This window comes from Stenotrophomonas sp. FW305-3-2-15-E-LB1, assembly GCF_058787375.1.
Genome location: NZ_JBYSZR010000001.1, coordinates 69,433 through 90,694, shown reverse-complemented (window position 1 = coordinate 90,694; position 21,262 = coordinate 69,433). Strand labels below are relative to the sequence as shown.

Genomic DNA, 21,262 nt, shown 5'->3' with positions numbered 1-21,262 from the left:
GGCAGGGTAGGACCGGCGGCCCGCTTGCGGCACAATACCCGACGCACTTGCGCGATCGCCGGTCCCCGACAGGGGCGCGGGCGGTCCCGCCCACGCGACAAGGTGACGGAATCGAATTCTTGGAAAATCAAGCGGTTAAATCGAAGATGCGCATCCTGGTCAGTAACGATGATGGCGTCGACGCCGCAGGCATCCGGATGCTTGCCGCCGTGCTGCGCGAGGCCGGCCATGAAGTGACGGTGGTCGCCCCCGACCGTGATCGTTCCGGTGCCAGCAATTCGCTGACGCTGGACCTGCCGATCCGGCTCAAGCGCATCGACCACTACACCGTCTCGGTGGCAGGGACCCCGACCGACTGCGTGCACCTGGCGCTGACCGGCCTGCTCGAATTCGAACCCGACATTGTCGTTTCCGGCATCAACAACGCCGCCAACCTCGGCGACGACGTCATCTATTCGGGCACCGTCTCGGCGGCGATGGAAGGTCGCTTCCTCGGCCTGCCGGCGGTGGCTGTTTCCCTGGTCACCCGCAACCACGATCCGAAGCACTTCGAGACCGCCGCGCGTGCCGCAGTAGAGATCGTCGCCCGCCTGAAGGCCGATCCGCTGCCGGCCGACACCATCCTCAACGTCAACGTGCCCGACCTGCCGTGGAGCAAGGTCAAGGGTTTCGAAGTGACCCGCCTGGGCAACCGTCATCGCGCCGAGGGCTGCATCGCGCAGAAGGACCCGCGCGGCAACGACGTGTACTGGATCGGCCCGGCCGGTCGTGAACAGGATTCCGGCCCCGGCACCGATTTCAATGCCGTGCGCACCGGCCACATCTCGATCACGCCCATCCAGGTCGACCTGACCCGCTACCAGGCACTTGAGAAAGTGGCCAGCTGGGTCGGCGGCCTCAGCGCCGCGCTGGACCAGCCGGCATGAGCCCGCGCCTGCGCCTGCAGCCGGAAGCGGTTGGCATCGGCATGACCTCGCAGCGCGTGCGCGACCGCCTGGTCGATCGCCTGCGCGAAGCCGGCATCGTCGACGAGCCCACGCTGAACGCGATCCGGGTGGTGCCGCGCCATCTGTTCATCGACGAGGCCCTGGCCTCGCGTGCCTACGAAGACACCGCGCTGCCGATCGGCCATGGGCAGACCATCTCGCAGCCGTGGGTCGTGGCCCGCATGACCGAGGCAGTGCTGCAGGTCGCGCCGAAGACGGTGCTGGAAGTAGGCACCGGCTCGGGCTACCAGGCCGCCGTGCTCGGCGCCGTAGGCCTGGAGGTCTACACCGTCGAGCGCATCGGCGATCTGCTGCGGCAGGCCCGCAAGCGCTTCCGCGCACTGGGCATGAACATCCGTACCAAGCATGATGACGGCCGCGTCGGCTGGGCCGAGCACGGCCCCTACGATGCGGTGGTGGTCACCGCGGCCGCGCCGGCTCTGGTCGATGCCCTGGTCGAGCAGCTGGCTGTGGGTGGGCGCCTGGTGGCGCCGGTGGGTGGCCCGGGCGGCCAGTCACTGGTGCAGCTGGACCGCAGGGAAGACGGCAGCATTGAACAACGCGTGCTGGCACCGGTCACGTTCGTGCCGCTGCTGTCTGGCATGCTCGATTGAATCCACGGAGCAGGGTTGCATGAAGATTTTCGGGCCGCTGTACGAGCGGGCGATGAAGTGGGCGGCGCACGAACGAGCGCCGACCTACCTGACGGTGTTGAGTTTCTTTGAAGCCATCATTTTCCCGGTCATGCCGGAAGTGATGCTGGCGCCGATGTGCGTGGCCCAGCCCAAGCGCGGCTGGTGGTTCGCCACGCTCAGCCTGGCCGGCTCCATGGTCGGCGCGGTGGTCGGCTATGCGCTGGGGCATTTCGCCTTCGAGGCGATCAAGCCGGTGTTCGAGGCGCTGGGCATGCTGCCGGCCATCGAGCAGGGCATCGCCACCGTGCAGGCCAAGATGGCCGAGTCGCCGTGGGCGGTGTTCACCTTCCTGGTGCTGGGGGGCTTCATGCCCATCCCGATGAAGGTCTTCACATGGGCTTCGGGTATCGTCGGCGTGCCCATGCCACAGTACCTGCTGAGCATGTTGATCGGCCGCGGCAAGCGCGTGTACGTGCTGGCCGCGGTCATCCGCATCGGTGGTGCGCGTGCCGAAGCGGCGCTGCGCCGCTGGATTGAACCGCTGGGCTGGATCGCCACCGCGCTGGTGGTGGGGCTGGTTGCCTGGCTTGTATGGAGGTCGAAGTTCGCATGAGTGCAGATTGTCTGAGCAAGGGAGTGCGCATCGGCGCGCTGGCGTTGCTGGTATCCACCCTGGCCGCCTGTGGCACCGCCACCGTCGTCCGCCCCGGCGGCAGCAGCGGTGGCACCACTGTCAGCACGCCGAAGACCTCGGTCGCCAAGCCCGGGCAGACCGTGGTCGTGCGCAAGGGCGACACGATCTACGCGCTGGCCCGCATCCATGACATCACGCCGGCCGACCTGATCGCCTGGAACCGGCTGGACAATCCCTCGCAGATCTACCCGGGGCAGGTCATCCGCCTGTATCCGGCCGGCGCCACCGGCGGCCGCGCGCCGACCACGGTGGTGACCCCGCCGCGCGGCACCGCAGGCACGACGACGCCGACGCCGGTCGCGACGGCCCCGGTCGGGCCGGTGAAGAGCAACATCGACTGGCGCTGGCCGGCCGACGGCGCGATCGTCGGTCGTTACGTGGCGGGTGATGCGACCAAGCAGGGCGTGGACATCGCCGGCTCCAGCGGCGCTGCCGTGCGCGCCACCGCCAATGGCGTGGTGGTGTATTCCGGTGCCGGCCTGGTCGGCTACGGCGAGCTGATCATCATCAAGCACAGCGACCAGTGGCTGTCGGCCTATGGCCACAACCGCAAGCGCCTGGTCAACGAAGGGCAGAGCGTCAAGGCGGGTGAACAGATCGCCGAGATGGGCCGCACCGGGGCCAACCGCGACATGCTGCACTTCGAGATCCGCTACAACGGCAAGCCGGTCGACCCGCAGCAGTATCTGCCGGCGCGTTGATCGTCGATTCGCTTTTTGATCCCCGGCCCGGCGTAGCACGCCGGGCGTTCGCCGACGGCGCGGCCCATGGGCCGCAAGCGCCGGCGGCTCACCCGCTACAACGGCAAGCCGGTCGACCCACAGCAGTATCTGCCGGCGCGCTAGCGCAGGCAGATACGGGTAGCGCCGGGCCACGCCCGGCGGCTCTTCGCGACCAAACGAAAACGCCCGAGCATCGGCTCGGGCGCTACAGGCAACCTGTAATCCAGGGTAGCGCCGGGCCACGCCCGGCGGCTCCGGACTCAACCTTCCAGAATGAAGGCGGCGGCCACCTTGCGGCCTTCGCCGGCAAGGATGTTGAACGTGCGCGCGGCGGCCGGATTGTTCATCACTTCCAGACCGATGCCGCGCGACAGGCAGGCCGCCATCACGGCCGCCGGCGGAAATACCTGGCGGTCGCCGGTGCCCAGCACGATCAGCGCAGGGTTCAGCGCAAGAATCGCTTCGATATCGGCCAGCTGCAGGTCGGACGCCTGGCGCACCGGCCACTCCGCGACCAGCTGGTCGGGGGTCAGGAAGAAGCTTTGCCCCAGCACCAGGTCGTTGACCCTGGCCGAGCGGCCGTCGGCGGCGCGCAGGCTGTAGGCGTAATCGGGCGGTTCGTGGTTCAGCTGCATGGGGGCAGGGCGATCAGCCGCGCGGCAGCACGATCTGGCGCTGTTCCTTGCTCGGGCGGTACAGCACGGCGACGTGGCCGATGCGCTGCACCAGCGCCGCCTCGGTGGCTTCGACGATCTCGGCGATCATCGCGTCACGGGCGTCACGGTCCTCGGCGGCAACCTTCACCTTGACCAGTTCGTGGCGTTCCAGGACTTCGTTCAGCTCGGCGATGAAGGCCGGGGTGATGCCCTTGCCGCCGGTCTGCAGCAGGGCCTTGAGGTCGTGGGCGTGGCCGCGCAGGAAACGGGTCTGGGAGGCGGTCAGTGCGATGGACATGCAGGAAAAGGGGGTTGAATGGGACGATCAGGGTATCATGACGACCCCATCAGCCCCTATTTCCAATGGCCACCCGTAGCAAAAGCAGCCAGCGCTGGCTCAAGGAACACTTCTCCGACCCCTTCGTGAAGAAGGCGCAGGCCGAAGGCATGCGCTCGCGCGCGGCCTACAAGCTCGAGGAGCTGCTCGAACGTGACCGGTTGCTGAAGCCGCACATGGTGGTGGTCGACCTCGGTGCGGCCCCGGGCGGCTGGTCTCAGCAGGTCCGGAGACAGATTGGCGATACCGGCCGCGTGCTGGCGCTGGACATCCTGGACATGCCGCCGCTGGCCGGTGTGGAGTTCCTTCACGGTGACTTCAGGGAAGAAACCGTCCTATCGCAGTTTGAAGCCATGCTCGGGGATCAGCCGGTAGACCTTGTGCTGTCGGACATGGCCCCCAATAAGAGTGGTGTGGGCGCGGTCGACCAGCCGCGGATGATGCACCTGGCCGAGCTTGCGCTGGACTTCGCCGACAACCACCTCAAGACCGGTGGGGCGTTCCTGATCAAGCTGTTCCAGGGCGAGGGCTTTGACGACTATGTGCGCGAGATGCGCCGCCGGTACGACAAGGTCTCCATCCGCAAGCCGGAAGCCTCGCGCAAGCGCTCGCCCGAGGTGTATGCCTTGGGACAGGGAAAACGCGCCCACATGAAGTAAGCTCGCCGAGTACGCTCGACCCCAACGCAAGACCCGCACTAAGAGGAACGCCGGAGCCAATGAGGATGAACGACTTGACCAAGAACCTCCTGCTATGGGTGGTCGTCGCCGTCGTGCTGATGGTGGTCTTCCAGAGCTTCTCGCCCAAGTCCTCCGGGGCCGGGGCGCAGGGCGCGACGTATTCGCAGTTCCTGGACCAGGTGGACAGCGGCAACGTGCAGAAGGTCACCTTCGGTGGCGATTCGCGCGGCCTGACCAACCAGATCACCTACACCACCCGTGGCGGCCAGACGGCCACCATCGCCGCGCCGGCTGATCGCGACCTGATCAACGTGCTGCGCACCAAGAACGTGGACATCGTGCAGGAAGAGCCGTCCAGCGGCATTTCCTTCGCGGCCATCCTGATGAACTTCCTGCCGGTCATCCTGATCATCGGCTTCTGGCTGTTCATCATGCGCCAGATGCAGGGCGGTGGCGGCGGTGCCAAGGGCGCGATGTCCTTCGGCAAGTCGCGCGCCAAGCTGCAGGGCGAAGACCAGATCAAGGTCACCTTCGCCGACGTCGCCGGCTGCGACGAGGCCAAGGAAGAAGTGGGCGAACTGGTCGACTTCCTGCGCGACCCGTCCAAGTTCACCAAGCTGGGCGGCAAGATTCCGCGCGGCGTGCTGATGGTGGGCCCGCCGGGTACCGGCAAGACGCTGCTGGCCAAGGCCATCGCCGGCGAAGCCAAGGTGCCGTTCTTCTCGATCTCCGGTTCTGACTTCGTCGAAATGTTCGTCGGTGTCGGCGCCAGCCGCGTGCGCGACATGTTCGAGCAGGCCAAGAAGCACGCGCCGTGCATCATCTTCATCGACGAAATCGACGCCGTCGGCCGCCATCGTGGTGCCGGCCTGGGCGGCGGTCACGACGAGCGCGAGCAGACCCTGAACCAGCTGCTGGTCGAGATGGACGGCTTCGAGGGTGGTGAAGGCGTGATCGTCATCGCCGCGACCAATCGTCCGGACGTGCTGGACCCGGCGCTGCTGCGCCCGGGCCGCTTCGACCGCCAGGTCGTGGTCGGCCTGCCGGACGTGAAGGGCCGCGAGCACATCCTGAAGGTGCACATGCGCAAGCTGCCGCTGGCCGACGATGTCGAGCCGATGGTGATCGCGCGTGGTACGCCGGGCTTCTCCGGTGCCGACCTGGCCAACCTCTGCAACGAGGCGGCCCTGTTCGCCGCGCGTGGCAACGAGAAGGAGGTCCGCATGGACCACTTCGACCGTGCCCGCGACAAGATCCTGATGGGTGCCGAGCGCCGCTCGATGGCCATGAGCGAGGACGAGAAGACCCTTACCGCTTACCACGAAGCCGGCCACGCCATCGTTGGCCGCCTCGTGCCCGAGCATGATCCGGTCTACAAGGTCACCATCATCCCGCGCGGCCGTGCGCTGGGCGTGACCATGTACCTGCCGGAAGGCGACAAGTACTCGATGAACCGCGTGGCGATCAAGTCGCAGCTGTGCTCGCTGTACGGTGGCCGCGTGGCCGAGGAACTGATCTTCGGTGCCGACAAGGTCACCACCGGTGCCTCCAACGACATCGAGCGTGCCACCAAGATGGCCCGCAACATGGTCACCAAGTGGGGCCTGTCCGACCAGCTCGGCCCGATCGCCTATGGCGAAGAGGACGACGAGGTGTTCCTGGGCCGTTCGGTCACCCAGCACAAGAGCGTGTCCAACGACACCGCGCGCCGCATCGACGAGGAAGTGCGCAACATCCTCGACGAAGCCTATGCACGCACCACCGAGCTGATGACGGCCAACATCGACAAGCTGCATGCGATGTCGCAGCTGCTGCTGCAGTACGAGACCATCGACGCGCCGCAGATCGACGCCATCATGGAAGGCCGCGATCCGCCGCCGCCGGCGGGCTGGAACAAGTCCAACAAGGACGGTGGTGGCAACGACAAGGGCGGCGACGCCCGTCCGCTGCCGCCGATCGCCGGCCCGGCCGAGTCGCACTGACGGCCCGCCATTGCTGATTGCAGACGAGGCCGGGGAAACCCGGCCTCGTTGTTTCCGGGCCCGCTGCCCGACTGAATTCACCGCCTTACGCTGGAGCCCGCATGTCCGTTCCCCCGCCGCAACCGATTTCCCATACCGTCGAAATGGTCATCGCCACCATCGTCGGCGTTGCCGTGGGCCTGACCGTGGACAACCTGCTGCTGGGCTGCGGCGTCGGCATCGCCGTCGGCATCCTGCTGAGCATCATCAAGACCCTGTACGTGGACCGGAAGCGCCGCCGGCAGCGTTGAGGGTTTTCCCGGCAGGGCGGCGCCCTGCCTCTGACAGATTCCTGCAACTTTTGGTGGGTGCCGACCGTTGGTCGGCACGGCTCTTGGTAGGTGTCGACCTTGGTCGACACGGCAGATCCACGCCGTGCGTGGATAAGGCCTTGCGCGGTACCTCTGCTGCGCGTCAGGATGCGCCACCACGGCCGCCATAGGGGGAGGCCGGGTTTACAGGGGATCACCATGAAACTGCTGCTTCCGCTTGCCCTCGCAGGGCTGGCGACCGTTGTCCTGCCCGCCGCCGCCGCTGAGATCCGCGTCGTGCAGCCGGTGCCTTTCGCTGATTCAGCGATCATTGCCGACGCCATCAGGAGCGAGTGCACCATCGGTGCCACATTGGCGCAGTCGCTCGCCAGCAATGCCGCCCGCCACGGCAACACCCTGGTGTCCGGGCCGGTGGGTGCCGACAGCGGCAATGGGCGCTCGTTGAGGCTGGAGCTGGTCGAAGCGCAGAGCGCAGGCAACGCCTTTGTCGGGCACTTCAAGTCTGCCGCGGTGCGTGGTGTCCTGTTCGAGGATGGCCACCAGGTTGCGACGGTCACCGCAAGGCGGATCTCCCGCGGGGGTGCCTTTGCTGGCTTCAAGGGCTCCTGCACGGTGCTCGACCGCACCGTCAATGCGATCGGCGAAGATCTGGCAGCGTGGCTGGCTGCACCGACGGACAACGCGCGCCTGGGCGACTTCTGATCGGGGCGGAACTGCCGTATCCGGTTTCGGTGCCGGCGCCCAGCCGGCACCACCCCTGGATGCAGCGTGCGGCCCTGCGGACTTAAACTAACCACCGTTGCCCGCAGGATCACCCATGTTCGATATCTCTCCCCAGCTCGACTGCGCCGGCCGCATCCTGCGCCTGGACCGTGCCCGGGTCATGGGCATCGTCAATGTCACCCCGGATTCGTTCTCCGATGGTGGCGCCCATGACAGCACCGACGCGGCCGTGGCCCATGGCCTGATGCTGGTGGAGGAGGGCGCCGACCTGCTCGACATCGGCGGCGAGTCCACCCGCCCGGGCGCCGCGCCGGTGTCGGTGGAAGAAGAGCTGCAGCGCGTGCTGCCGGTGATCGAACAGCTCGCTGCCCGCACCACCGTGCCGATCAGCATCGACACCTTCAAGCCGGAGGTGATGCGCGCGGCCGTGGCGGCCGGCGCCGGCATGATCAACGACATCTTCGGCCTGCGCCAGGACGGCGCACTCGACGCGGCTGCCGACACCGGCGTGCCGGTGGTGCTGATGCACATGCAGGGCGAACCCGGCCACATGCAGGCCGAACCGCATTACGACGACGTGGTGGCCGAGGTCCATGGCTTCCTCGTACAGCGCCTGTTCGCCGCCGAAATGGCCGGCATCGCCAGGAAGAATCTGCTGATCGACCTGGGCTTCGGTTTCGGCAAGACCACGGCCCACAACATGACCCTGCTGGCCCGGTCCGAGCGTTTCCTGGAACTGGGCGTGCCGATGCTGGCCGGCCTGTCGCGCAAGCGCAGCCTGGGCGAGCTGACCGGCCGTGCGGTGGCGACCGAGCGCGTGGCGTCGTCGGTGGCTGCGCACCTGATCGCGGTCCAGCGCGGCGCCCGCATCGTGCGCGTGCACGACGTGGCCGCTACGGTCGATGCATTGAAGGTCTGGGAGGCCGTGGATGCGGTCCCCGCGCCCCGCGCCGATGCCGCTCCGTCGATCCGCTGGCCGGACGACGAGTGATGGCCGTCGACCAGCGTCCGCTGGCGATCGCGGTGATGGGCCCGACCGCCAGTGGCAAGACCGCCACCGCGATCGCCCTGGCCCGTCAGCTGGACGGCGAGATCGTCAGTGTCGATTCGGCGCTGGTCTACCGCGGCCTGGACATCGGTTCGGCCAAGCCCGATGCCGCCGAGCGGGCGCAGGCACCGCACCACCTGCTGGACCTGCGCGACCCGTGGCAGACCTATTCGGCGGCCGAGTTCGCCGCTGACGCCGGCCGTGTGGTGGCCGACATCGTCGCCCGCGGCAAGACCCCGATCCTGGCCGGTGGCACAGGCCTGTATTTCCGTGCCCTGCTGCAGGGGCTGTCGCCCATGCCCGAGGCCGACCCGGCGATGCGCGAGGTGCTGAGCGCCGAGGCTGCTGAGCGCGGCTGGGCCGCCCTGCATGCTGAACTGGCGCAGGTCGATCCGGCCGCCGCCGCGCGCATCCACGCCACCGATCCCCAGCGCATCCAGCGTGCGCTGGAGGTCTACCGCCTGACCGGCACGCCGATCAGTGAATGGCAGCGCCGCCCCGGCGTGGCGCCCCTGCCGGTGCGCACCCTGAAGCTGATCCTGGCCCCGCGCGACCGCGCCGTGCTGCACCAGCGCATCGAGGCCCGCTTCGACGCGATGCTGGGCCAGGGCTTCCTTGACGAGGTGCGCGCCCTGCGGGCTTTGCCGCAGATGGCGGCCGTGGCCGCGCCGCTGGATCTGCCGGCGGTGCGTGCGGTCGGCTATCGCCAGGCCTGGGAATTCCTGGACGGGCAGGGCGACGCCGCCCGCTTCCGCGACAAGGCCATCTTCGCCACCCGGCAGCTGGCCAAGCGCCAACTGACCTGGCTGCGTGGCGAGCTTGATGCGCGCTGGTTCGATCCCCATATCGACCAGGAGCGCCTGGCAAGCGCGGTGTCGACCTTCGTCGCACGCTGAACCGCCGCTGGCCGTGTAACATCATGGGCCGGCGGGCGGCTCGGGGGCCGTGGCAACCGCCGGCAACCCAATAAGAACAATAATCAGGAGTTAGCAATGTCCAAGGGGCAATCGCTGCAGGATCCTTTCTTGAATGCACTGCGGCGCGAACGCGTGCCGGTTTCGGTGTACCTGGTCAACGGCATCAAGCTGCAGGGCACGATCGAATCGTTCGATCAGTTCGTGGTCCTGCTGCGCAACACCGTCAGCCAGATGGTCTACAAGCACGCCATTTCCACCGTCGTGCCGGCGCGTAACGTGAAGGTCGGGCCGGGTGGTGGCTATGTGCAGTCGGGTGAAAACGGTCAGGCGGGTGATGAAGCAGACGAGTAATTCTGGAGCGGTGAATGTTTGACCGCTCGAAAAAGGGCGAAAACGCCCTGTTGATCCAGCCCCACTTCGGCAAGCTGGAAGACGACGTGCTGGAAGAGTTCGGTGATCTGGCCCGCTCGGCAGGGGCCAGCATTGCTGCCACCATCACCGCGCGCCTTGACCGTCCCAACCCGTCGACCCTGATCGGCAGCGGCAAGCTGGACGAGATCAAGGCGGCGGCCGATGCAACTGGCGCTGACCTGATCCTGGTCAACCACTCGCTGAGTCCGGGCCAGGAACGCAACCTGGAACGTTTCCTGGAGCGCCGGGTGATCGACCGTACCGGCCTGATCCTGGACATCTTCGCCCAGCGTGCGCACAGCCACGAAGGCAAGCTGCAGGTGGAGCTGGCGCAGCTGCGCCACCTTGCCACGCGGCTGGTGCGCGGCTGGACCCACCTGGAGCGCCAGCGCGGCGGTTCCATCGGCCTGCGAGGCCCGGGTGAAACCCAGCTGGAAACCGACCGCCGCCTGCTGCAGAAGCGGGTGGAGCAGCTGCAGAAGCGGCTGGAGAAGGTCGAGGTGCAGCGTACCCAGATGCGCCGCGCGCGCCTGCGCAGTGAGCTGCCGCGCGTTGCCCTGGTCGGCTACACCAACGCCGGCAAGTCGACGCTGTTCAATGCCCTGACCGGCGCCGAGGCGTACGCGGCCGACCAGCTGTTCGCCACCCTTGACCCGACGGTGCGTCGCATCGCCGTGCCCGGTGGCAGCGTCGTGCTGGCCGATACGGTGGGCTTCGTGCGCGACCTGCCGCATGACCTGGTCGCCGCGTTCCGCTCGACCCTGTCCGAGGCGCGCGAGGCCGACTTCCTGCTGCACCTGGTCGACGCCGCCGATCCGCACCGCGAGGAGCGCATCGCCCAGGTCGACGAAGTGCTGACTGCGGTTGGCGCGGGCGACCTGCCGCAGCTGCTGGTGTTCAACAAGATCGACCGCATCGAGGGCGGCGAGGTCCGCCACGACGGCCAGGACGGCATTCCCGATCCCTCGCGCCGCGAGCGGGTCTGGATTTCCGCCCGCGACGGGCAGGGCCTGGAGCTGCTGCAGAGCGTGCTGGGCAAGCGCCTGGGCCTGCAGCACGTCACCGGCGAGCTGCGCCTGCCGCCCAGCGCCGGCCGCCTGCGCGCGCGCCTGCACCAGCTGGAAGTGATCCGCAGCGAACAGGCTGACGAAGACGGCTGGCTGCTGCAGGTGGACATCCCGATCGCCGAAGCTGAAAAGCTGGCTGCCAGCGCCGACGGCGGCCCCATCCGCGCCCTGCTGCCGGAAAAACTGCCGGAGTGGTGAACCACGGCGGGTGGGGTCAGAGCCCTTTGCTGCGCAAAGGGATCGGACCCCGTGCCGACCCCGTGCCGACCAACGGTCGGCACCCACCAAAGCAGATCTCCGTTCCGACTCCCCTCAGAAAGCCGGCTTCTGCTGTTGCTCTGGCTTCGGCTTCTGCGGGTGCAGGGCTGCAAGCCCTGCTGGAACAGTCCATCCCGCACTACCGGCCGATTACCGCACTCCAGCCGCCCGATAGTGCACATCCGCTCACGCCCGTCGGGCGGATGATCCGAGGGTCTGCCCCCACGGCACCCCCGGAGTCCCTTCCATGTCCCACGTCAGCACCGACGCACTCCCCCAGTACACCGCGGCGGAGAAACGCCACCGCGTGTTCGCCATCATGTCGGCCTCGTCCGGCAACCTGGTGGAGTGGTTCGACTTCTACGTCTACGCGTTCTGCGCCATCTACTTCGCCGGCGCCTTCTTCCCGGCGTCCAACCCGACAGTGCAGCTGCTCAACACCGCCGGCGTGTTCGCGGCCGGCTTCCTGATGCGGCCCATCGGTGGCTGGCTGTTCGGCCGCATCGCCGATCGTCTTGGCCGCAAGAAGTCGCTGCTGATCTCGGTCAGCATGATGTGCGGCGGCTCGCTGATGGTCGCCTGCCTGCCGACCTACGCCAGCATCGGTGCGATGGCACCGGTCCTGCTGCTGGTCGCGCGCCTGATCCAGGGCCTGTCGGTCGGTGGCGAGTACGGCACCACGGCCACCTACATGAGCGAGGTTGCTCTGCGCGGCCAGCGCGGCTTCTTCTCCTCGTTCCAGTACGTCACCCTCATTGGTGGCCAGCTGCTGGCGGTGCTGGTCATCGTCATCATGGAAGCCCTGCTGAGCGAAGCGGAGATCCGCGCCTGGGGCTGGCGCATCCCGTTCGTGCTTGGCGCCGTCGCCGCCGTGGTCGCGCTGCTGCTGCGCCGTACCCTGCATGAAACGCAGAGCGAGGCCGACCGTGGTGACAAGGATGCCGGCAGCCTGTCGGCGCTGTTCCGTGACCACAAGGCCGCCTTCTTCACCGTGCTCGGCTACACCGCTGGCGGCTCGCTGATCTTCTACACCTTCACCACCTACATGCAGAAGTTCCTGGTCAACACGGTGCACCTGCCCATCAAGACCGCCAGTTACGTGATGACCGGCGCGCTGTTCCTGTACATGTGCATGCAGCCGCTGTTCGGCATGCTGTCCGACCGCATCGGCCGCCGCACCAGCATGATGCTGTTCGGTGCGCTGGGCGCGCTCACCACCGTGCCGATCCTGATCACCCTGCAGCACGTCACCAGCCCGTGGGCGGCCTTCGGGCTGATCGTGCTGGCGCTGGCCATCGTCAGCTTCTACACGTCGATCTCCGGCATCGTGAAGGCCGAGATGTTCCCGCCGCAGGTGCGCGCGCTCGGCGTCGGCCTGGCCTACGCCATCGGCAACGCGATCTTCGGCGGCAGCGCCGAGTACGCCGCGCTGGGCCTGAAGAGCCTGGGCCATGAGCAGCTGTTCTTCTGGTACGTCACGGTGATGATGGTGGTGGCGTTCCTGGTCAGCCTGCGCCTGCCGCGCCAGGCCCGCTACCTGCACCACGACCACTGAGGGGCAGGGGAGGACAGCGCCGCCGTTCTGCGGTACAAGATGACCGTTGCTACCTCGATCCATGCCGATGTCCTTCCCCTCCGACGCCGATCTCCATGCCCAGGCCGCCGCGCTTGGGCAGCGCCTGCAGCAGGCCTCGCTGCAACTGGTCACCGCTGAAAGCTGCAGCGGTGGCTGGATCGCCAAGTGCATGACCGATATCGCCGGTTCCTCGGCGTTCTTCGACTGCGGCATGGTGGTCTACAGCTATGAAGCCAAGCAGCGCCTGCTGGGCGTGCGCGCGCAGACCCTGGAGCAGTTCGGTGCGGTCAGCCGCGAGGCCGTGCTGGAAATGGTGTCCGGCGCGCTGATCAATTCCGGTGCCGGTATCGCCGTGGCCGTGACCGGCATCGCCGGCCCGGGCGGCGGCAGCCCGGACAAGCCGGTCGGCAGCGTCTGGATCGGCTGGAAGCGCCGCGGCGGCTACGCACGCGCCGAGCTGTTCCAGTTCGACGGCGACCGCGAAGCCATACGGCGGCAGACCGTCGCAGCCGCCCTGCACGGTATCGACGCCCAGCTGTGACATGCTGGCCCGGTACCAAACCGGAGTAGGCATCGATGTGGGAGACGCTGGGTACCGTCCGTGACCTTGGCCGGCTGCAGGAAATCGCGGCCGTCCTGATCCGTTACGGCTTCGGCGACGTGGTCCGGCGCATCGGCCTGGCCACCGTGCTCGAGCGCGCCGGCCGGCTGCTGCACTGGAACGAGGAAAGCCAGCAGATGCTGCGCATGACCGCGCCGGTGCGGGTGCGCAGCGCCCTGCAGGATCTTGGCCCGACCTTCGTCAAGCTGGGCCAGGTGCTGGCCACCCGTGTCGACCTGCTGCCGCCGGAATGGATCGCCGAGCTTTCCGAACTGCAGAACGCGGTGCCGGCGCTGCCGTATGCCGCCATCCGCGAACAGCTGGAAGCCGACCTCGGCGCGGCACCTTCGCAGGTGTTTGCCTTCCTCGATGAAACGCCGATGGCTGCGGCGTCGCTGGCCCAGGCCCATCGCGCGCGTCTGCACGATGGCCGGGAAGTCGTGTTGAAGGTGCGCCGGCCCGGCATCCGCGATGTGGTGGAAGCCGACCTGCGCCTGCTGGCGCGCCTGGCCGAGATCGTCGAGGCGCGCCTGCCCGACCTGCGTCGCTATCGCCCGGCCGAAGTGGTCCAGCAGTTCACCGTATCGCTGCGCCGCGAGCTGGATTTCGCCGCCGAGTGCCGCAATGCCGAGCGCATCGCCCGCAACTTCCACGGTCGCGACGACATCCTGATTCCCGAGGTGCACTGGCAGTGGACCTGCGAGAGCCTGAATGTCCAGGATTTCGTCGACGGCATTCCCGGCCGTGACCTGGCCGGCGTGGATGCGGCGGGGCTGGACCGCCGTGAGCTGGCCCGGCGCGGTGCCGACATCGTGCTGAAGATGGTGCTGGAGGACGGCAGCTTCCACGCCGACCCGCACCCCGGCAACATCATCTACCTGCGCGACGGCCGCATCGGGGTGATCGATTTCGGCATGGTCGGCGCGCTCTCCGAGGTGCGCCGGTTCCAGGTCGCGCAGTTGCTGCACGGACTGGTCGAGCAGGACCCGCAGGGCGTGGCCGACGTGCTGCTGGACTGGGCCGGTGGGGTGGAGGTGGACGAGAACCGGCTGCAGCACGACATCAGCCAGTTCGTCGACCAGTACCGCGGCGTGCCGCTGAAGGACCTGCGCATCGGCCTGATGCTGGGCGACATCACCCAGTTGCTGCGCAGCTACAGCCTGACCCTGCCAGCCGACCTGGCGCTGATGATCAAGGCCTTCCTGACGCTGGAGGGCATGGGCCGCCAGCTTGACCCGGATTTCGACATGGCCAGCGCCGCGCGCCCGTTCCTGGAGCGGGTGGTACTGCAGCGCTACGCGCCGCGGGCCCTGCTCAAGCGCGGACGGCGCAGCCTGCTGGGAATGATCGATTTCGCCGGCGAACTGCCGCGCGACCTGCGCAAGCTGGTCCAGGCTGCGCGCCGCGGGCGCCTGCAGCTGAAGGTGGAAACCAGCGCGCTGCAGGGCTTCGGCGACCAGGTGAACCGCGCCGCCAACCGCCTGGTGATGGGCATCGTCACCGCCGCGCTGATCATCGGTTCGTCCATCGTGATGCACAGCGTGGGCGGCATCTCCAGCCGCTGGCTGCTGGCCCTGGGCGTCTGCGGCTTCGTCGGTGCCGGTTTCTGCGGGGTCTGGATCCTGTTTTCGATATGGAGAAGCGGCAAGCACGCGTAGCGTGCTTACCGCAGCGGTTCCCCCCGGGAACCGCGGAATCGCGGCGCGATTCCTGTAGAGCCGACCGCTGGTCGGCTGCTCTTTCCTCTGCGCTCGCGCATCCCCCATCTGCCGAGCATGGGCTCGGCACTACGGAACCCGCCCGGGGCACTTGTACACCCGTCCATTAGTAGTAATACTACTAACCATGGACCTGACCGACACCCAGCAGGCGATCCTGCAGTTGATCGCCGAGCGTATCGAGAGCGAAGGCGCACCGCCGTCGCAGACTGAAATCGCACGTGCATTCGGCTTCAAGGGCGTACGCGCGGCCCAGTACCACCTGGAGGCCCTGGAGCAGGCCGGTGCGATCCGTCGCATCCCCGGCCAGGCCCGCGGCATCCGCCTGGTACAGGCGCCGCCGATCGAGAAGCTGGCCGAACCCGGGCTGCCCGACAGCGTCCTGCGCCTGCCGGTGCTGGGCCGGGTCGCCGCCGGCCTGCCGATCGGCGCCGACATCGGTTCGGACGATTTCGTGGTGCTGGACCGGGTGTTCTTCTCGCCGGCCCCGGATTACCTGCTGAAGGTGCAGGGCGATTCGATGATCGACGAGGGCATCTTCGACGGCGACCTGATCGGCGTGCATCGCACCCGCGACGCGCATTCCGGGCAGATCGTGGTGGCCCGCATCGACGACGAGATCACCGTGAAGCTGCTGAAGATCGCCAAGGATCGCATCCGCCTGCTGCCGCGCAACCCCGACTACAAGCCGATCGAAGTCCTGCCCGACCAGGATTTCGCGATCGAGGGGCTGTACTGCGGCCTGCTGCGTCCCAACCGCTGAGCCTGCTGCGGCAGCACCGTTCCACCAGCATTACCCCGCGGTCTTTTGTGGCGATTCTCTGGTTCCACTGAGGTTGGTACGGATGTCCGATAATTCTTTTCTGAGCGCCGGGCAGAATCTCAGCCTGTGCGATACATCCGACTTAAAGTGAACCCATGGCAAAGAAGACCCCGAAAGACAGCACCCCCAACGACATGACCTCTGCTAGGAGCAACACGATGGACGAGAACAAAAAGCGCGCATTGGCTGCTGCTCTGGGCCAGATCGAGAAGCAGTTCGGCAAGGGCTCGGTGATGCGCATGGGCGACCGCGTGGTCGAACCCGTTGAAGCGATCCCGACCGGCTCGCTGATGCTCGACATCGCACTGGGCATCGGTGGCCTGCCGAAGGGTCGTGTCGTTGAAATCTACGGTCCGGAGTCGTCGGGCAAGACCACCCTGACCCTGCAGGCCATCGCCGAATGCCAGAAGATGGGCGGCACTGCTGCGTTCATCGACGCCGAGCACGCACTGGACCCGATCTACGCCGCCAAGCTGGGCGTGAACGTGGACGACCTGCTGCTGTCGCAGCCGGATACCGGTGAGCAGGCGCTGGAAATCGCCGACATGCTGGTCCGTTCGGGCTCGGTGGACATCCTGGTGGTCGACTCGGTCGCCGCGCTGACCCCCAAGGCCGAAATCGAAGGCGAAATGGGTGATCAGCTGCCGGGCCTGCAGGCCCGCCTGATGAGCCAGGCGCTGCGCAAGCTGACCGGCAACATCAAGCGCTCCAACACCCTGGTGGTCTTCATCAACCAGCTGCGCATGAAGATCGGCGTGATGATGCCGGGCCAGAGCCCGGAAGTGACCACCGGCGGCAACGCGCTGAAGTTCTATGCCTCGGTGCGCCTGGACATCCGCCGTATCGGCGCGATCAAGAAGGGCGACGAGATCATCGGCAACCAGACCAAGATCAAGGTCGTCAAGAACAAGCTGGCGCCGCCGTTCAAGCAGGTCATCACCGAGATCCTGTACGGCGAAGGCATCAGCCGCGAGGGCGAGCTGATCGACATGGGCGTGGATGCCAAGCTGGTCGAGAAGGCCGGTGCCTGGTACAGCTACGGTGAAGAGCGCATCGGCCAGGGCAAGGACAACGCCCGCGGCTACCTGCGTGACAACCCGACCGTCGCCGCCAAGCTCGAGGCCGAGCTGCGCGAGAAGTTCCAGCCGTCCGAAGCCGCCCGCGAGGAAGGCGACGACGACGGCGACGACGAGTAAGACTTGCTGTGGGGCAGGGCGGCGCCGTCAGTGACGTCGCCCTGTCCCGCAGGTTCGAACCGCCCACGGACGGGCAGGGTGCCAGGGACGGCGCCACCCTTGGAGTAGCAGATGTCCGATGCCGACGCCCCCACCGGCCGCAAGCGCCGGCCGCGCGAACAGACCCCCGTACAGCGTGCCCTGGGCCTGCTGGTACGGCGTGAGCATTCGCGCAAGGAGCTGACCCGCAAGCTGACCGCACGCGGTATTGAAGGCGAGGCCGCCGAGGCTGCCGTCGCCAAGGTGACCGAGGCCGGCTGGCAGGACGACACCCGCTTTGCGGAAAATCTCGTCCGGATGCGCGCCAATACCGGCTATGGGCCGATCCACGTCCGTGCCGAGCTGGGGACCCATGGCCTGGACAGCGCGGCGATTGCCGCCGCGATGGAGACCTACGAGGGCGACTGGCAGGAAAATGCCCGCGATCTGGTGCGCCGCCGCTTTGGCGAGGATGGCCCGCAGGATCTGGCGCAGCGGCGCAAGGCCGCCGATCTGCTGGCCCGGCGGGGCTTCGACGGGGACAGTATCCGCCGTGCGACCCGCTTCGACCCGGATGACTGAGACTGGCGGCGCCGGGCCTGATACCCTTTAGGTTTTCGGCGGTCCGTTACGACCCTGGCCAGTGAGGCCGGCGGTTCGGGGCTGCCGGCCCGCACACTGCCAGCCCCCTCAATGAACGCACCCGCCAAATTCACGACCTCCCAGATCCGCAGCGACTTCCTTGAGTTCTTCAAGGGCAAAGGCCACACCATCGTGCCGTCGGCGCCGCTGGTGCCGGGCAATGATCCGACCCTGCTGTTCACCAACTCCGGCATGGTCCAGTTCAAGGACGTGTTCCTGGGCGCGGAAAAGCGCAGCTACGTGCGCGCGGCCGACGTCCAGCGCTGCCTGCGCGCCGGTGGCAAGCACAACGATCTCGACCAGGTCGGCTACACCGCGCGTCACCACACCTTCTTCGAAATGCTGGGCAACTGGTCCTTCGGTGATTACTTCAAGAAGGACGCCATCGCCTGGGCATGGGAACTGCTGACCCAGGTCTGGAAGCTGCCGGCCGAGCGCCTGCTGGTCACCGTCTACCAGACCGACGATGAGGCCTACGCGCTCTGGCGCGACATGGTGGGCATCCCGGAAGAGCGCATCGTGCGCATCGGCGACAACAAGGGTGCCCCGTACGCGTCGGACAACTTCTGGCAGATGGCCGACACCGGCCCCTGCGGCCCGTGCACCGAGATCTTCTACGACCACGGCGACCACATCGCGGGCGGTCCCCCGGGCTCGCCGGATGAAGACGGTGACCGCTTCATCGAGATCTGGAACCTGGTGTTCATGCAGTTCGACCGCCAGAGCGACGGCACCCTGGTGCCGCTGCCGGCACCCTGCGTGGATACCGGCATGGGCCTGGAGCGCCTGGCGGCGATCCTCCAGCACGTGCACACCAATTACGAGATCGACCTGTTCCAGGCGCTGATCCGCAAGGCGTCCGAGCTGACCGGCATGGCCGACCTGGAGAACAAGTCGCTGCGCGTGATCGCCGATCACATCCGCGCCTGCTCGTTCCTGATCGTCGACGGCGTGCTGCCGTCCAACGAAGGCCGCGGCTATGTCTTGCGCCGCATCATCCGCCGCGCCCTGCGCCACGGCTGGATGCTGGGCGTGCGCCAGCCGTTCTTCAGCAAGCTGGTGCCGACCCTGGTCGAGCTGATGGGTGAGGCTTACCCAGAACTGCCGGCCCAGGCCGACACCGTCGTCCGTGCGCTGCAGGCCGAGGAAGAGCGTTTCGCCGAAACCCTCGATGCCGGCATGAAGATCTTCGAGGACGTGGCGGCCAAGGCCAGCAATGGCGTGATCCCCGGCGTTGACGCCTTCCGCCTGTACGACACCTACGGCTTCCCGCTGGACCTGACCCAGGACATCGCCCGCGAGCGCGAGCTGACGGTCGATACCGACGGCTTCGACGCGGCGATGGAGCAGCAGCGCGAGACCGCGCGTGCCGCCGGCAAGTTCGGTGGCGGCGTGACCCTGCCGGCCGAGCTGGTGGCGACCCTGACCCCGACCCTGTTCCTGGGCTACGACCGCCTGCAGGCCGACGGCCTGACCGTGCTGGCCCTGCTCAAGGACGGCCGTCCGGCGCAGTCGGCAGACGCCGGCGACGCGGTGATCGTCATCACCAACCAGACGCCGTTCTACGCCGAATCCGGCGGCCAGGTGGGTGACACCGGCGTGCTGACCGGCAACGGTGTGCGCCTGGTCGTGAGCGACACCCAGAAGTTCGCGGGCCAGTTCCATGGCCACGTCGGCACCCTGTCCGAGGGCGGCCTGAAGGTCGGCGACGTACTATCCGGCCAGGTCGATGGCGAGCGCCGTGGCGCCACCATCCTCAACCATTCGGCCACCCACCTGCTGCATGCCGCCCTGCGCGAAGTGCTGGGCACCCACGTGCAGCAGAAGGGTTCGCTGGTCGCACCGGACCGCCTGCGTTTCGACTTCTCGCACTTCCAGCCGATCAGTGCCGAAGAACTGGCCGTGATCGAGCGCAAGGTCAACCAGCAGGTGCGCGCCAACAACGCCGCCGAAGTGCACAACATGGGCATGCAGGAAGCGCTGGACTTCGGCGCGATGGCCCTGTTTGGCGAGAAGTACGGCGAGAACGTCCGTGTGCTGAAGATGGGCGATTACTCCACCGAACTGTGTGGCGGTACCCACGTCAGCCGTACCGGTGACATCGGCCTGTTCAAGATCACCTCCGAAGGCGGTGTCTCGGCGGGCGTGCGCCGCATCGAGGCCGTCACCGGCCAGGGTGCCCTGGATTACGTGGACGCCGAGGAAGCCCGCCTGGCCGAAGCGGCCGAACTGCTCGGTGGCAGCGCCGCCGACGTGGTCGAGAAGATCCGTGCCCTCGGCCTGCGCCAGAAGCAGCTGGAACGCGAACTGGAAGCCGTGAAGGCCAAGGTCGCCGCCGGCGCCACTGCGGACCTTTCCAGCCAGGCCGTCGAGGTTGCCGGTGTGAAGGTGCTGGCCGCACGCCTGGAAGGCTTTGATGCCAAGGCCCTGCGTGACGCCATGGACCGCCTGAAGCAACAGCTGGGCAATGCCGTGATCGTGCTGGCCGGCACCCAGGACGGCAAGGCTGCCCTGGTCGCGGGTGTGAACGGCAGTGCAATGGGCAAGGTCAAGGCCGGGGAACTGTTGTCCCACATCGCCAGTCAGATCGGGGGCAAGGGCGGCGGACGCCCGGACCTCGCCCAGGGTGGTGGCGAGGACGGGCCCGCCCTTGCTACCGCTCTGGCCGCGGTCGTCGAATGGGTCAGCCCCCGCCTGTGATGTGAACCCCTGCCGTCCCCCTCCTTGTAGGAGCGGGACGGCTGACGGTACCATTGCGAAATCTTTTCCCTTTGTCGTGGGGACGCTTCTTGACGGAGCGTCAAGCCGGTGGGGGATACCCTTCCACACGGTTCCATGGAGACTTGCAAAAATGTTGATCTTGACTCGCCGCGTCGGCGAAACCCTGATGATCGGAGACTCGGTGAGCGTCACCGTGCTCGGCGTCAAGGGCAACCAGGTGCGTATCGGTATCACCGCGCCGAAGGACGTTGCTGTGCATCGCGAAGAGATCTACCAGCGCATCCAGCGTGGTGACGAAGCCGGCAGCACCGGAAGCGAAAATTCCGGCGAATAAAAGCTTTACCTTCGCGTCTGATTAACGTTATGATTCACGCCCCGCTGAGGTGCACCGCACCAGACGCGGAGAAAACCCCGGAGCGATGCCCGAGTGGCTGAAGGGGCTCCCCTGCTAAGGGAGTATAGGGTCAAAAGCTCTATCGAGGGTTCGAATCCCTCTCGCTCCGCCAGATGTTCAAAAAAGCCCCTAGAAATAGGGGCTTT

The 21,262-nt window shown here is 67.2% G+C and carries 22 protein-coding genes and 1 tRNA gene; 21 read left to right on the top strand and 2 right to left on the bottom strand.

All coding sequences use genetic code 11. From position 1 onward, the window contains the following. Positions 1-146: 146 nt before the first annotated feature. The 4 genes from surE to AC3WL7_RS00465 are packed head-to-tail and all read left to right on the top strand — an operon-like array spanning position 147 to position 3,016. The gene (surE, locus tag AC3WL7_RS00480) at positions 147-926 is read left to right on the top strand and encodes a 5'/3'-nucleotidase SurE (protein WP_492748920.1); all 780 of its coding nucleotides are present in this window, start codon (positions 147-149) and stop codon (positions 924-926) included. Continuing rightward, the gene (locus AC3WL7_RS00475; RefSeq protein WP_492748918.1) at positions 923-1,600 is read left to right on the top strand and encodes a protein-L-isoaspartate(D-aspartate) O-methyltransferase; all 678 of its coding nucleotides are present in this window, start codon (positions 923-925) and stop codon (positions 1,598-1,600) included. The genes surE and AC3WL7_RS00475 overlap by 4 nt, the downstream gene beginning before the upstream one ends. Before the next feature lie 19 nt (positions 1,601-1,619). After that, positions 1,620-2,234 carry a YqaA family protein gene (locus AC3WL7_RS00470; RefSeq protein ID WP_079221441.1) on the top strand — a complete coding sequence of 205 codons (615 nt, stop codon included), beginning with the start codon at positions 1,620-1,622 and terminating at the stop codon, positions 2,232-2,234. Beyond that, positions 2,231-3,016, top strand: a complete 786-nt coding sequence (locus tag AC3WL7_RS00465; protein WP_079221442.1) for a peptidoglycan DD-metalloendopeptidase family protein — start codon at positions 2,231-2,233, stop codon at positions 3,014-3,016. Before AC3WL7_RS00470 ends, AC3WL7_RS00465 begins: the two co-directional genes overlap by 4 nt. 281 nt (positions 3,017-3,297) lie before the next feature. Here AC3WL7_RS00465 and AC3WL7_RS00460 read toward each other — a convergent pair whose 3' ends face one another. After that, positions 3,298-3,672: an Mth938-like domain-containing protein gene (locus AC3WL7_RS00460; RefSeq protein ID WP_108759519.1), complete on the bottom strand. Its 375-nt coding sequence runs from the start codon at positions 3,670-3,672 to the stop codon at positions 3,298-3,300. Positions 3,673-3,685: 13 nt separating this feature from the next. Then, complete coding sequence (gene yhbY / locus AC3WL7_RS00455) at positions 3,686-3,991, bottom strand: ribosome assembly RNA-binding protein YhbY (RefSeq protein ID WP_079221444.1); 306 nt, start codon at positions 3,989-3,991, stop codon at positions 3,686-3,688. Positions 3,992-4,056: 65 nt separating this feature from the next. Between yhbY and rlmE the strand changes: the two genes are divergently transcribed. The 17 genes from rlmE (at position 4,057) to AC3WL7_RS00370 (ending at position 21,228) form a co-directional block, all read left to right on the top strand. Next, positions 4,057-4,689: a 23S rRNA (uridine(2552)-2'-O)-methyltransferase RlmE gene (rlmE, locus tag AC3WL7_RS00450; RefSeq protein ID WP_008265654.1), complete on the top strand. Its 633-nt coding sequence runs from the start codon at positions 4,057-4,059 to the stop codon at positions 4,687-4,689. A gap of 65 nt (positions 4,690-4,754) precedes the next feature. Beyond that, positions 4,755-6,692: an ATP-dependent zinc metalloprotease FtsH gene (gene ftsH, locus AC3WL7_RS00445; RefSeq protein WP_079221445.1), complete on the top strand. Its 1,938-nt coding sequence runs from the start codon at positions 4,755-4,757 to the stop codon at positions 6,690-6,692. 101 nt (positions 6,693-6,793) lie between these two features. Further along, on the top strand, positions 6,794-6,982 hold the full coding sequence (locus tag AC3WL7_RS00440; protein ID WP_200733024.1) for a hypothetical protein: 189 nt from the start codon (positions 6,794-6,796) through the stop codon (positions 6,980-6,982). Positions 6,983-7,201: 219 nt separating this feature from the next. Further along, a complete protein-coding gene (locus tag AC3WL7_RS00435; RefSeq protein WP_492748909.1) occupies positions 7,202-7,705 on the top strand; it encodes a hypothetical protein in 504 nt (167 codons plus the stop codon). 115 nt (positions 7,706-7,820) lie between these two features. Continuing rightward, the gene (gene folP, locus AC3WL7_RS00430) at positions 7,821-8,717 is read left to right on the top strand and encodes a dihydropteroate synthase (RefSeq protein WP_492748907.1); all 897 of its coding nucleotides are present in this window, start codon (positions 7,821-7,823) and stop codon (positions 8,715-8,717) included. Then, entirely contained in the window at positions 8,717-9,670 is a 954-nt protein-coding gene (miaA, locus tag AC3WL7_RS00425) for a tRNA (adenosine(37)-N6)-dimethylallyltransferase MiaA (RefSeq protein WP_492748906.1), read from the top strand. The genes folP and miaA overlap by 1 nt, the downstream gene beginning before the upstream one ends. 96 nt (positions 9,671-9,766) lie before the next feature. Then, positions 9,767-10,042 (top strand): RNA chaperone Hfq, encoded by a 276-nt coding sequence (gene hfq / locus AC3WL7_RS00420; protein WP_079221450.1) that lies wholly within the window; start codon positions 9,767-9,769, stop codon positions 10,040-10,042. A 14-nt stretch (positions 10,043-10,056) separates the two neighbouring features. Then, positions 10,057-11,367, top strand: coding sequence for a ribosome rescue GTPase HflX (gene hflX / locus AC3WL7_RS00415; protein WP_312738462.1), 1,311 nt, complete (start codon positions 10,057-10,059; stop codon positions 11,365-11,367). Between the two features lie 307 nt (positions 11,368-11,674). Continuing rightward, entirely contained in the window at positions 11,675-12,982 is a 1,308-nt protein-coding gene (locus AC3WL7_RS00410; RefSeq protein ID WP_108746439.1) for an MFS family transporter, read from the top strand. A gap of 67 nt (positions 12,983-13,049) precedes the next feature. Beyond that, on the top strand, positions 13,050-13,544 hold the full coding sequence (locus tag AC3WL7_RS00405) for a CinA family protein (RefSeq protein ID WP_108746440.1): 495 nt from the start codon (positions 13,050-13,052) through the stop codon (positions 13,542-13,544). A 35-nt stretch (positions 13,545-13,579) separates the two neighbouring features. Then, positions 13,580-15,262, top strand: a complete 1,683-nt coding sequence (ubiB, locus tag AC3WL7_RS00400) for a 2-polyprenylphenol 6-hydroxylase (RefSeq protein WP_283221864.1) — start codon at positions 13,580-13,582, stop codon at positions 15,260-15,262. Between the two features lie 187 nt (positions 15,263-15,449). Next, positions 15,450-16,085, top strand: a complete 636-nt coding sequence (lexA, locus tag AC3WL7_RS00395; protein WP_079221455.1) for a transcriptional repressor LexA — start codon at positions 15,450-15,452, stop codon at positions 16,083-16,085. A gap of 218 nt (positions 16,086-16,303) precedes the next feature. Further along, entirely contained in the window at positions 16,304-17,341 is a 1,038-nt protein-coding gene (recA, locus tag AC3WL7_RS00390) for a recombinase RecA (RefSeq protein WP_079221456.1), read from the top strand. A 111-nt stretch (positions 17,342-17,452) separates the two neighbouring features. Further along, a complete protein-coding gene (gene recX / locus AC3WL7_RS00385; protein ID WP_492748896.1) occupies positions 17,453-17,941 on the top strand; it encodes a recombination regulator RecX in 489 nt (162 codons plus the stop codon). Between the two features lie 111 nt (positions 17,942-18,052). Further along, positions 18,053-20,701 (top strand): alanine--tRNA ligase, encoded by a 2,649-nt coding sequence (gene alaS / locus AC3WL7_RS00380; RefSeq protein ID WP_492748894.1) that lies wholly within the window; start codon positions 18,053-18,055, stop codon positions 20,699-20,701. 151 nt (positions 20,702-20,852) lie between these two features. Then, the gene (gene csrA / locus AC3WL7_RS00375; protein ID WP_079221459.1) at positions 20,853-21,056 is read left to right on the top strand and encodes a carbon storage regulator CsrA; all 204 of its coding nucleotides are present in this window, start codon (positions 20,853-20,855) and stop codon (positions 21,054-21,056) included. A 79-nt stretch (positions 21,057-21,135) separates the two neighbouring features. Beyond that, positions 21,136-21,228 (top strand) — tRNA-Ser (locus AC3WL7_RS00370). Positions 21,229-21,262: the final 34 nt, after the last annotated feature.